Raw genomic sequence first — 12,246 nt, forward strand, 5'->3', positions numbered from 1 at the left:
TTACTCTAGTGTAGCAGCAAAAGGTTATTCCTGTTTACAAAAATAAGTTAGGTGTCTACTTTTACGTTATCACTTCAAAATCATGCTCTGAAGGTATACTCGTTGAGAACTCTAGCTCAGAATCACAAAAAAATATACCTTCAGAACCAGTTTCTTCGCTCTGAAGGTATATTTCTTATTTTTCTCAAGGATGCGATCCAGCCCTCACAGTCTCACATTAGAATCCAAGCTGCAGGTCACGAAGAGAACTAATCTATCTTCATCGGAATGAGCTGAAGGTTCCCAGTTCCAAAGAAGAGGGAGTTTCTGATCATTCCGATTCTGTAAAGGCTTAATACATAGAACATCATACACATGATAGTTATCAAGCCAAAAGAGCTAATGAGTTCCTCTACTGTTGGCGGATAGCCGCGTCTTCTTGTGTAATTACCCACATATTCTGCAATTTCTGCTTCTAATCTTCCCATATTCATAATCCCCTTTGTTTCCATAAATAGTGTGCATCCCACTCGTTTTTTACTAACTGATAATAAATAGTTTACCTGCCATAAGTGTTCCAACTGTGGCGCGTAGATAAAAAAACTATAAACTCTTATGGTTTTAAGTGTTTTTCTACTAATATCATGATACCCCCATAAAACAGTGCAAAACATGACAGAATCAGTGAAAGAAAGCCCTTATTTTGCTGAACATGGTAAAATAGGTAAAAAGGCAGCAAAGTCGCATCAGAAGGGGAGATACAAATGGGGTACATAATTAGAGAAGCGACTGCAGCGGATGATAGCAGGATCAGAGAGCTGTTCATCGAGATGCTGCAGACAATCTACAACACAAAAGATGTTAAGGGGTATGAAGAAGGTTATCTGGACAGATACTGGAAAGAAACCCAAGAGAGAATCTTCGTTGCAGAAGACGAGACAAGTCATGAGGTTATAGCCTATCTTTCAGTTGAGGTTCACAGAGAAGAGCTGTACTACGTCTATCTTGACGACCTCTCCGTAACGGAAAGTGCCAGAAATTGCGGCATTGGATCAACGCTGATAAAAAGAGCTGAAGACTACGCCCAGGAAATTGGCTTTAATAACATTGTCTTCCATGTTGAAAAGAGCAATACCGCTGCCTTCAGGCTCTATGAGAGGCTGGGATACAGGATATTCCGCGAGGAAGAGACCCGATTCCTTATGAGACTAGAGAAACTCTACATAAAGCAGCTTAAGCCCTATCTGTATCTGTTGGATGAACAGCACGATGCCACAGGCTACATCGTTGTGGGCGAGGAAAAGGTCTGCGTCATCGACACCATGAATGGCTACAACGACCTTCACAAGGTGGTCCGCGAGATCACGGATAAGCCTATCATCGTAGTAAACACCCACGGTCATCCAGACCATATATTTGGAAATATCTACTTCGATGAGGCCTACATGAATCCTAAGGACCTTGAGCTTGCAAACATGTTCACTACAACCGACGAATTCAAGGCGTTCAGCAAAAGACAGGACGGTAAGATGCCAGAGTTTAAGCCCATCAAGGGCGGTGATGTGATAGATCTTGGCGGAAAAACTCTTGAAGTCTATGACCTTCCTGGCCACACACCAGGCGGAATTGTGCTGCTTCTTAAGGAGGACCGAATTCTCTTTTCCGGAGATTCCATAAACCATCACCTGTGGATGCAGCTTGATGGCTGCTCCAAGATGTCAGAAATGGTTAAAACCCTGGATTCTGTCATGTTCCTTGAGGAGAAGGCAGACTATATCCTTCACGGACATGCCCAGGACTTCGATGACATCTCCCTGCTTCGCTGTATGAGGAACGGAGCCCAGGAGATCTGTGATGGCAAAACAGAAGGCGACAAGCCATTTACCTGGTTTGGCGGAACAGGTCTGCAGCACCCATTTGAGCTTGTCCCAGGTAAGCATTATGCATGTCAGGAGAGCGTAATCTGCTACAGAAAAGAAACTCTATAACTGGAGGAAACAAAATGCTACGATTAAGACCTTTTAGAAAAAACGACGCAAAAGCAATAATTACCTGGACCAGAACCCCAGAGGAGTTCTACAAATGGTCAGCTGGAATCCTTGGAGATTTTCCACTCACTGAGGATCGCATGATCGAGTCCACATCCGGAAGGGACGACAGCGAGCGCTTCTTCCCATTTACAGCCTTTGATGAGAGCGGTCCTGTAGGCTATCTCATCCTCAGGATTCCTGGAGAAGATGACAAAAGAGTCCGTTTCGGCTTTGTAATTGTTTCCCCTGAAATGAGGGGAAAAGGATACGGAAAACAGCTGCTTAAGCTTGCCCTTAACTACGCCTTTGATGTGTACGGCGCAGAAGCAGCAGAGCTGGGCGTTTTCTCAAACAATCCAAACGCTTATCACTGCTATAAGAGCGTAGGCTTTAAGGAAACCGGAAAGCGCAAAGACTACGAAATTCTGGGAGAAACCTGGACAGATGTTGAGATGGAATATGACCCAGGGGAGGAAAATTCTTAAATTTTGCCAAAATCTCTTTTTCATTCGTATCAATAAGTGAATTATGGTTTATAATGAGAGTAGCAGGAGGAGAAAGAGTATGAAGAAAATCATCAGAGCATTAGCAGGAACAGCAATGTCAGTAGCAATGGCACTTTCATCACTCTCTGGAATGACAGTTATGGCAGCCAGTCCAAGTTCAATTGATGTGACAAAAGCCGAGTTTGTTGAGGGATATCAGGCAGTAGATGCCAAGGATTTCACTGAGATCGTTTTCTCAGTATTTGAGTACAAAGATCAGCTCTACGCTTACGTACACAAGGGCGATGAGGATGCATTCTTTGCAGAGGTTGAGATCAGCGAAGCTGAATACGAGAACATGACAAACTGCAAGATGTACTCCATGGCAGATCTCAAGTACGTGATCGGTTCTGGAGAACTTGAAGATTGCACTTTAGTTCTTAGAGACAACGACGGATTCATCGGATCTGGAAGAGAGATCACTGAAAAAGAAGCATTGAAAGACATAGACAATAAATAATTTCAAGAAAAAAGGCTGAGCATTAAAGCTCAGCCTTATTTTTTTACTCTACAAGTTGACCGTAGAAGAGAAGTTCAGGATTTTCGTCATCTGTCATGATCATGTACTTAAATGGCTCGTCGGCGATAAACTCTTTTTCCTGAGGCTCTATCATAATGCAGCCTTCGGTCATCATGACCGCTGTAGCAGCGGCTGCTTCTATACCTGTCTCGTCGACCTTGATCTTGGTCTTCTGGATGATGTCTGAGATGTAAAGAGACATTTCCTTGCTCATAAGAGAGAAGTCAGCATCTTCATTAAATGCCTGCACGGCGCCTCTTTCCATGCAGAACTCAATGAGCTGGTTGTCAGAAAATGTGGTCTCAGTCTCAAACTTAGGGATCTTGATTGCAACCTGTTCATAGGAAGCGTTTGCCATCTTTCCTGCCACGTCCTCAACATCTCCAAGGATAAATACAGCATTTATGCCGCCATCCATAGGCATAACCACGAACTTACCATTCTCATCCTCGTAGTAGCGGAAACGGGTGGTCTGGCTCATAAACTCCTTCTTCACTACGTCTCCTGAAATCGTCTTAAACTCGCCTTCCTCAGTAAGGTAATCCTCAAACTCATTGAGCCATGCGGTCCTTAAGTACAGGGTGTTTACAAGTACAAGGTCGGCGTAGGAGAGATCGCTGCTGATCTGTGGGATAAGACCATTGGTGCTTTTGTTGATCCAGCTGTTGACCTTGTCTGTGATCTGGTTAGCTGAGACATTCTTAGCAGTAGCGCCAAAGTTCTTTTTGACGTACTTCTCATATTTCCTTGAAAGCTTTCCTCTGGACTTGGTATTTTTCCAGATGGAATTCTGAAGATCTGCAGAAGAAGCAGAAACGCCTTCATACCAGGTGATCACTTCATCCATGCTGCTAAAGCCCATTGCCTTTAAAAGCTCATCTTTGGTCTGGTTGTCAGCACCTGCTACAGCCAGAGCCAGGGCCGCTCTAAAGGAAGTAGGGGATATCATGAAGTTCTCATCTTCAAATCCACTTTTTTCAATGAAACTGATAAGTGCGCTGTTAAATTCCATATCTTCAATTGACTCCGTGTAGGCAACAGCAGCTTCTTCTGTTTCTTCGATGACCGCTCCCATTGTCATGACTGAATCCATTTCTTCAATTTCACTCTCTGGAACCACAGGTACCATGCCGTTTCTAATAATAACGCCTGCTACTATAAGGAGTAAAAGACCTGCAGCAGCCAGGTAGTATTTCTGGAAAGCTACAATCTTACTTCGTTTAACCGGGTCCTTGTCAGCCTCCTTAACGAACTTTGAGTCGATATCGCCAACGGCGTCTAATAAATCATGCTTATTCATACTATATATCCTCCGTCTGTGAGATGATCTTTAAGTTTTTCTCTCATCCTGAAAAGTGTGGTTTTGACCTTGCTCTGAGGAAGAGAGTATTTTTCACAGATCTCAGCTACGGAATCGAAGTACCAGTATCTTCTGACAAAAATGTTGCGCTGTTCATCAGAACAGGACTCCAGGAACGTATTTATGAGCTGTGATAGCTCTTTTGCATCAATCTCCTGTGAAACATCACTGTTTCCAGGGATGCATTCCTGCATTTCGTCAGTAAGCTCACAGTACAGGGCGTATCTCTTTTGCCTGCCCTCATGCCTGAGCCTGTCGATAGCCAGATGACGAACGATCCTGCCAACAAACGCAAAGAGGTAGGTCCTTGGCTCGTTTGGCGGTATCAGGTTCCAGGTCTGAAGATATGCGTCGTTTTCGCATTCCTCGGAGGTTTCCAGGTCTGATAGCACGTTCTGGGCGATCCTTCGAAGTTTGCTTCCGTATTTTTCTGATGTCTGCGCTATGGCAGATTCATCTCTTGTTAAGTAGAGCTCTACAATCTGTGAGTCATCCATGAAGAATGATCCTCTCTTTCTTTTTTGGCCTTCACCCTATATAGCGACATTAATCATAGCATGGTTACACATTTGTCTAAATATTTTTGAAATTATTTCTGGTATACGGAATTTTGTGAATTAATTTAAGCTTTTTTAATACAATCCGCTTGTATTTCGCTTATAATATATACATAGCTGAAAATTTAGGCAAGGATGGATAACATGAACGACGTGCGACCCCTTAGAAAAAGTATAGTGACTGGCTGCGTTCTAATGACAGTAGTACTATGTCTTAGCCTGGCCATAGCTAACTATATCGGATACAGAAACACCTTGTACGTAAGGTATGAGGCGTATATTACTGACCTTTTAAGGTTCGCAGCCGATAATATCGACGTTGACGACATGGAAGAGTGCCTTGAAACCGGCGTGAAATCCGAGAAATTTGAGGAGACGCAGGCTCTTTTTGACAATATCAAGGACACTCACAACATCGATTTTATCTACGTTATCATCCCATTAAATACAAAACCTACCGACAATATCATGAACGTCATCGCCGGAATGTCTACCTATGAAAAGAAGTACATCCCGGAAAATGCAGTAACTCTGGGCGGCCTTACAGGCACGGATTACACCGCCAAGACCGCAAAGCAGTATTACGACGCAGTTGATTCTGGCGACAAGATCTTTTTCTTTGAGGAATGGGCTGACAGATGGGGCCGCGACTACACAGGCATCATGTCACTTTACGATTCAGAGGGCAACTACTTCGCTGAGCTGTGCGTGGACGTTTCCGTAAACGATATTAATAACGTAATAAGATACCACGTTATGATCTGCGTACTGCTCATCGTTATCATCAGCCTTCTGTTCACGTTTATATTCCTGTCCTGGACGAAAAGAAATATCACTGACCCGATACAGAGCATCGAACATGAAGTGGTGGCTCTGGCGCAAAAGAGCCGTGGACAGGGTAATCCTGACGAACTGGTCATCAACATGCCCAGGATACAGGCTAAAAATGAGCTGAGATCTCTTTCTACTGCTATAACTACGCTGTCAGAGGATCTTAGAAACTACCTTGTAAACGCACTGTCTGCCAGGGATGTAGCTCTGGCAGCCCAGAGAAAAGCCAGAGAGCTTAGCGAGCAGGCCAACAAAGACTCCCTGACCGGCATAAGAAACAGACAGTCTTACGATACTGAGGTCTCTAAAATTGAGTGGAATATAGAGAGCAAGGGCTTTACCAGATTTGGAATTGGTATGGTCGATATGAATTTCCTAAAGCGAATCAACGATACCTACGGCCATGAAAAGGGAAATCTCGCCATCATCAAGCTCTGTACAGTAGTCTGCAAGACATTCGCACATTCACCTGTATTCAGAATAGGCGGCGACGAATTCGCCATAGTCTTAGAAAACGAGGACTATGAAGATGCTGAAGCCAGAGTAGAAGAGTTCAAAAACATACTGAAAAAGCTGGAAGAGGACGAGTCCTTAGAGCCTTGGGACAGAGTATCTGCAGCTATCGGCTGGTCACTCTTTGACCCGGCTACAGATAAAAAAGTGGAAGACGTATTTAAGCGCGCCGACAGTAACATGTATGAGAACAAGAAAGCCATGAAGGCCATGAGGGAAGCTTGATATTTCCTGCCTTAGCGGAGGCTGAATGATATGGTAAGAACTGCTTTCATAATTATATTTGCCTTGCTGATCGCCACATTGCTGATATGTGGCCTTGCTTCATGGCGTTCAGAAAAGCCTATTGGCAAGGCAGTTTGTCTTCTTTGTATTTCACTTATTCCTCCTGTACTTGGAAATATGATAATCATTGCTGCGACCACAAAGGCCGTGGCTTACGTTGGCTGCTATATTTATTACATTGGCATGGATTTTGTCATGTTTGCTCTGATAAGATTCACTGACAAATATTGCCGCTATCAGGTTGGAACACGCAGGAAAAAGTACAGCGTTCCTATCTGGATAAATCACCTGCTTGGACTGGATGTGCTCCAGCTGCTGCTTAACATCGCATTCGGACACGCTTTTGTCCTTTCAGAGATCGAAGCCTACGGAAAACCGTACTTTATCATGACTCCTCTCTTGGGACAGACTTTCCACCGAATCATCTGCTATGGCGCCATGGCTCTTACCATAATCGTCTTTATCATCAAGAGCATTCAGGTTCCAAGGCTCTATAAAGAGCGCTATATCGTCATACTCATCAGCATGATAATCGGAACCATGTGGCAGACCTTCTATATCTTCTCAAGGACCCCTATCGACAGGTCAATGGTGGGCTTTGCGGTATTCGGACTTCTGATCTACTACTTCTCCATGCACTACAGACCACTTCGCCTTCTGGACAACATGCTTGCGGATATCATCAATGACACAAGCGTTGCGGTGTTACTGTATGGTCCGGAGGGAAGATGTATCTGGGCAAATGAGCCAGCCAAAGAGCTTACTGGAAGAAAAAGTGACGAGCCGGAAGGCATTTCCGCTGCGCTGGAATCTCTTTTTGGAGAAATAAAGAGTCTCCCTGATGACCAGGACACTGAAATAACCAGGGGAATAGCGGATAGTGAAAAGAGCTATATGATAGCCCGAGGCGGATTCAAGGACAGATCCGGCAAAGATCTTGGATCCTACGTCCGCGTAAGAGATATCACCCAGGAAAAGAAGCGAATTGAAGCCGAGATGTACGCCGCCAACCACGACGCACTGACAGGCTTATATAATAAGGAATATACATATAAAAAGATCAACGATCAGCTAAAGTTACACACTCTGGATAATTTCTACATCGCCACGATCCACCTGTGTGACTTCAAGGTGTTTAATGATGTATTCGGACACGAGTTCGGCGATGCAGCTCTTAAGCAGGTCGCTGACTGGATGTCAAAATACTCCGATGATAACTGTATTTACGGCCGTATCGCCGGCGACAGATTTGGCTCCTGCCTTCCTAAGAATATGATGGTGGAGGAACTTCTTGAAAGCGACCTGGCTCACTTTACCGTTAAGCTTGGTGACATTGAGCAGAATCTCACAGTGCACCTTGGATTTTGTGATGTAGACGAGGACGTACAGGACGCAGCTGTTTTATTTGACAGAGCCTACATAGCCCTGGATTCCATTAAAGACGACTACAGAAGGCACGTGGCTTTCTTTGATAAAAAGATCCGCGATAAAATGATCTGGAATCAGGAGATCTCCGCACAGCTGGATAACGCCATAGCACAAAACCAGATAATTCCTTACCTTCAGCCTATAGCAGACAACAGCGGCAAGATTGTTGGCGCCGAGGCCCTTGTAAGGTGGATCCACCCAGTGAACGGCTTCATGTCTCCCGGTGATTTCATTCCGTTATTCGAAGAAAACGGCATGATTGCTGAGCTTGATAAGCATATCTGGAGATCAGCTTGTAAGATCCTGTCAAGTTGGGAAAAGAAATATCCAGGTATCTTCATTTCTGTGAATGTTTCACCAAAAGACTTCTATATGACAGATGTCTATGGCGAGATCACAAGCTACGTCCAGGAATATGGCATAAATCCTCACAATCTGCGTATCGAGGTTACAGAGAGCAGTATGATGCGGGATACCGACGACAGGATGAAAGTTCTGGAAGACTTCAGAAACGACGGCTTTATCGTGGAGATGGATGACTTTGGAAGCGGATATTCATCACTGAACATGCTGAAAGATATGCCTGTTGATGTGCTTAAGATCGATATGAAGTTTCTTGGTAAGTCCAACGACGAGCAGAAGGCCAATATCATCGTTAAGAACGTCATCAGATTGTCAGAAGACCTTTGCATCGTATCTCTGGCTGAAGGTGTCGAAACCGCAGAAAACTTCGACCAGTTAAACGGCCTTGGCTGCGACCTGTTCCAGGGTTACTATTTCTCAAAGCCAGTTCCACAGGCTGATTTTGAGGCAATGCTGGACAAGGAAAGAGGAAATGCCTGAATAAGCCAGACTTAAATGTGTATTGGAAATTTAGTTCCGCCACGGGATTAGCGTGGCGGAATTTTTTTGCTATTTTTGGAGAAAAACAAGCGGAAACTCGCTGTAATAGTCATGTATTATTCGGTTTTTCGGACATATACTTTATACATAAGTGAAAAACAGTGCAAGATGAGTGTATTTGATGGTCACGAAAGTCATATCTGCTATTGTGCTATCAGAGAGAACACAAAAGGAGGAATGAGAGATGAAAAGAAGAAAACTGTTAGCACTTTGCATCGGCATTATATGGGCCATCGCATTTTTAAAAGTAGATATCAATTTTGCAGTAATTATGGGCCTTGCCCTTGCAATGATCTTTGGCTTATTTGATTCAGAAAAAGATGACTCTATTAAACAGATTACAATGAAGGAGGAAAAAGGTAATGAAGAAGAAATTATACAAAAGCAGTGACAAGAGGATCGCAGGTGTTTGCGCAGGAATCGCTGAGTATTTCGACATCGATCCAACAATCGTAAGAGTTTTATGGGTAGTATTTACACTCTCAGGCGGTGCTGGTCTTTTAGCATACCTTATAGCTGCACTGATCATGGACGAAAACCCCGGATACGTTGGTTGATCGCCCGATCATATGGCTAAAGAGGAAAAACATCTCCTTCAATGATGTTTATATATGAGCTCCGGAGCTTAGGCTTCGGGGCTCAATTTGATTAATTCAGGTTATCGTTTTATGGATAAACCACCGGAAAACGTGATAAAATCAGATTATCTTATGAATCCAAGGGGGATTTATCACATGGTAGAAGAAGCAGAAGAGTAAAGCATGGAACTTAAGAAACTGTCAAAAGAGCTGATAGCTGAAATCTACAATACTCGCATGAAGACGGACTTTCCACCTGAGGAGCTAAAGCCCTTGTTTGTCATCCTGGATGGCTATGATAAGGGAATCTACGAGGGATTGGGGCTGTATAATGGCGTGGAGATTGTAGGATATACATATCTGGTCAAGCAGTCCACCAATTATTTGGTAGACTATCTCGCCATATTTCCAGATAAAAGAAATACTGGCATCGGAAGTTCGCTGATAACGCTCCTATCTGAGTACATGGGCGATAATGGCCGTATTATAGGGGAAGTTGAAGACCCAGAGTATGCACAGGATGCTGCGGATAGAGAACTTCGCACAAGGCGCCTTAATTTCTATCTTCGTAACGGATGCCGTGATACTGGAGTCAGAGTTAAGTGCTTTGGAGTGGAGTTCATTCTTTTGACCATGGGAAACCCAGACCCTGATAAGGAAAAGAGCTGGGAGGTGTACTCATCGCTGTACAAATCCATCCTTCCACCTGGAATGTATGATGAGAACATCAAGCTTTTGGGATATACTAACGATTGAAAGGTTGGAGCAATATAAATGACTAGAAGAGAAGCGGCAATGGAAAATTTCATGAAGGGATATAACTGCTCGCAGGCATTAACACTGGCTTTCGCGGATCTTGTTGATATGGATGAGAAAACTCTGTCCAAGCTGGCGTCATCCTTTGGCGGCGGAATGGGAAGACTTCGCGAAGTATGCGGATCTGTCAGCGGAATGTTCATGATAGCAGGCCTACTGTATGGCTATGATGGCCCGGAAACAGGCGACATTAAAGCTGACCACTACGCCAAGATCCAGGAACTTGCTAAGAGATTCGAAGAAAAGCACGGAACAATCATCTGCAGAGAAATGCTGGGACTTGACGTCCGCCACGATGTTCCCACACCGGAAGCAAGAACCAAACAGTACTACGAAAAGCGCCCCTGCCCTGAGATCATCGGAAACGCAGCGGAAATATTAGACCAATTCATCAAAGAAAACCCTGTAGAAAGAAAATGACATGAAAATTGAACATATAGCAATGTACGTTAACGACCTGGAGGCTGCCAGAGACTTTTTCATCAAGTACCTTGGCGGAAAATCCAACGACGGATATCACAACAAAACCACGGACTTCAGGTCCTTCTTCATCACCTTTGACGACGGCGCAAGGCTGGAGATAATGAACAAACCCGGGCTCGCAGATCCGGAAAAGAACTTAAACCAGACGGGATACATTCACATCGCATTTTCCCTTGGAAGCAAGGAGAAGGTGGATGAGCTCACTCTTAAGCTTAAAAACGACGGCTACGAAGTTGTGAGCGGCCCAAGAACCACTGGCGATGGCTACTACGAATCCTGCATCGTGGGAATAGAGGGAAATCAGATAGAGCTTACAGTATAACGGAGACATAACCAGGAATGAACAGATCAGCCCAGCTAAAAGAAAAATACAATCTCGAAAAGCACCCTGAAGGAGGCTGGTTTTCCGAGGTTTACACCGCACCCTTTGACCATGATGGAAGGCCACTTATGGGAAGCATCTACTTCCTTCTTGAAGGGGACGACATTTCCCATTTTCATCAGATAGACTGCGATGAGATCTGGTATCACCACGAGGGCACCGCTCTTAAGATCACCATGATCATGGATGGAGCGGTAAAAGAGACTGTCATCGGCTCGGAAGATGGCCAGGAAGCAATGGCAGTGATCCCAAAAGGAGCCATATTTGCAGCGGAAAACCTGGATAAACGCGGATACTGCTTTATGTCCTGTGCCACAACTCCGCAGTTTACCTACAAGGGCTTCAGGCTGGTTTATGAGGATGAGATCAGGAGCCTTTGTCCGGACAATTTCGATAAAATAGCACATCTGGCTTTTACAAATAACTAATGGGGGATTAAATACAATGGAATCAGAGAGAACTACAGAAGTCACATGCCAATACTGCGGGGCACCAGTAAGGACCGAGCTATGTCCCTATTGCGGAAAGCCCACAGGACTCAACACAGCAACAGCAACAATGGACTATCCTGAGGTAGAATGCAAAGAAGCACACCTGGATTTCTGGGGGATCATTTTCCCACTGATATTTGCTGTAGCATTTGGCTTCTTTGGGTTTATCTTCCCAATCTTCTTTAGAGACATGACAAGCGAAATGCCAGCTATGAAGCTTATGTTCTTGCCGTTTATGCTCATCGGCCTTGGCGCAGCTTTCATCGTTCTTCGAAATCTGTGGAGATACCTTAGTGTCTCCATGTTTGGTAAGGAGATCGAGGGCACTGTTTACGGCTATACTGATGACGTAATTACCTACAACGACCAGCCGGGGCAGGTTTGCAAGATCATGGTCAACTCCGCCCACGGCAAGAGATTCATCATGTATCAGCTTAAGAGCGTCAAAAAGCCCTACAAGGTAAACACCACCTTACCCCTTAAGGTCTACAAAAACTGCTTCATGATCATCGACAAGCACAAATACGAAATCTGGGAATAATGCA

General features: G+C 44.3%; 15 protein-coding genes. 12 read left to right on the forward strand and 3 right to left on the reverse strand.

The genetic code is table 11. The annotated features are described in order from the left end of the window. Window positions 1-248 precede the first annotated feature (248 nt). A complete protein-coding gene (locus D6855_RS16075) occupies window positions 249-467 on the reverse strand; it encodes a hypothetical protein (protein ID WP_120742961.1) in 219 nt (72 codons plus the stop codon). 276 nt (window positions 468-743) lie between these two features. On the opposite strand from D6855_RS16075, the gene D6855_RS16080 reads away from it, so the two are divergent. From D6855_RS16080 to D6855_RS16090, 3 genes are all read left to right on the forward strand, one after another. Next, window positions 744-1,967, forward strand: a complete 1,224-nt coding sequence (locus D6855_RS16080) for a GNAT family N-acetyltransferase (protein ID WP_120742963.1) — start codon at window positions 744-746, stop codon at window positions 1,965-1,967. Between the two features lie 14 nt (window positions 1,968-1,981). Continuing rightward, window positions 1,982-2,494: a GNAT family N-acetyltransferase gene (locus D6855_RS16085; protein WP_120742965.1), complete on the forward strand. Its 513-nt coding sequence runs from the start codon at window positions 1,982-1,984 to the stop codon at window positions 2,492-2,494. Window positions 2,495-2,573: 79 nt separating this feature from the next. Then, window positions 2,574-3,014, forward strand: a complete 441-nt coding sequence (locus D6855_RS16090; protein ID WP_120742967.1) for a hypothetical protein — start codon at window positions 2,574-2,576, stop codon at window positions 3,012-3,014. 43 nt (window positions 3,015-3,057) lie between these two features. Here D6855_RS16090 and D6855_RS16095 read toward each other — a convergent pair whose 3' ends face one another. Next, window positions 3,058-4,374, reverse strand: coding sequence for a serpin family protein (locus tag D6855_RS16095; protein WP_120742969.1), 1,317 nt, complete (start codon window positions 4,372-4,374; stop codon window positions 3,058-3,060). After that, window positions 4,371-4,931 (reverse strand): RNA polymerase sigma factor, encoded by a 561-nt coding sequence (locus D6855_RS16100; RefSeq protein ID WP_120742971.1) that lies wholly within the window; start codon window positions 4,929-4,931, stop codon window positions 4,371-4,373. Before D6855_RS16100 ends, D6855_RS16095 begins: the two co-directional genes overlap by 4 nt. A 204-nt stretch (window positions 4,932-5,135) precedes the next feature. On the opposite strand from D6855_RS16100, the gene D6855_RS16105 reads away from it, so the two are divergent. From D6855_RS16105 to D6855_RS16145, 9 genes are all read left to right on the forward strand, one after another. After that, on the forward strand, window positions 5,136-6,560 hold the full coding sequence (locus tag D6855_RS16105) for a GGDEF domain-containing protein (RefSeq protein WP_158589564.1): 1,425 nt from the start codon (window positions 5,136-5,138) through the stop codon (window positions 6,558-6,560). A gap of 30 nt (window positions 6,561-6,590) precedes the next feature. After that, the gene (locus tag D6855_RS16110) at window positions 6,591-8,891 is read left to right on the forward strand and encodes an EAL domain-containing protein (RefSeq protein WP_120742979.1); all 2,301 of its coding nucleotides are present in this window, start codon (window positions 6,591-6,593) and stop codon (window positions 8,889-8,891) included. A 244-nt stretch (window positions 8,892-9,135) separates the two neighbouring features. Further along, window positions 9,136-9,342, forward strand: coding sequence for a hypothetical protein (locus D6855_RS16115; RefSeq protein WP_120742981.1), 207 nt, complete (start codon window positions 9,136-9,138; stop codon window positions 9,340-9,342). Continuing rightward, window positions 9,314-9,508 (forward strand): PspC domain-containing protein, encoded by a 195-nt coding sequence (locus D6855_RS16120; RefSeq protein WP_120742983.1) that lies wholly within the window; start codon window positions 9,314-9,316, stop codon window positions 9,506-9,508. Before D6855_RS16115 ends, D6855_RS16120 begins: the two co-directional genes overlap by 29 nt. 204 nt (window positions 9,509-9,712) lie before the next feature. Further along, on the forward strand, window positions 9,713-10,285 hold the full coding sequence (locus D6855_RS16125) for a GNAT family N-acetyltransferase (protein WP_120742985.1): 573 nt from the start codon (window positions 9,713-9,715) through the stop codon (window positions 10,283-10,285). Between the two features lie 18 nt (window positions 10,286-10,303). Beyond that, the gene (locus tag D6855_RS16130) at window positions 10,304-10,765 is read left to right on the forward strand and encodes a C-GCAxxG-C-C family protein (protein ID WP_120742987.1); all 462 of its coding nucleotides are present in this window, start codon (window positions 10,304-10,306) and stop codon (window positions 10,763-10,765) included. Between the two features lies 1 nt (window position 10,766). Then, window positions 10,767-11,150, forward strand: coding sequence for a VOC family protein (locus D6855_RS16135; protein WP_120742989.1), 384 nt, complete (start codon window positions 10,767-10,769; stop codon window positions 11,148-11,150). 17 nt (window positions 11,151-11,167) lie between these two features. Continuing rightward, on the forward strand, window positions 11,168-11,638 hold the full coding sequence (locus D6855_RS16140; protein WP_120742990.1) for a cupin domain-containing protein: 471 nt from the start codon (window positions 11,168-11,170) through the stop codon (window positions 11,636-11,638). Window positions 11,639-11,654: 16 nt separating this feature from the next. Then, window positions 11,655-12,242 (forward strand): zinc ribbon domain-containing protein, encoded by a 588-nt coding sequence (locus D6855_RS16145; protein WP_120742993.1) that lies wholly within the window; start codon window positions 11,655-11,657, stop codon window positions 12,240-12,242. Window positions 12,243-12,246: the final 4 nt, after the last annotated feature.

Source organism: Butyrivibrio sp. CB08, assembly GCF_003625485.1.
GTDB lineage: Bacteria > Bacillota > Clostridia > Lachnospirales > Lachnospiraceae > Butyrivibrio.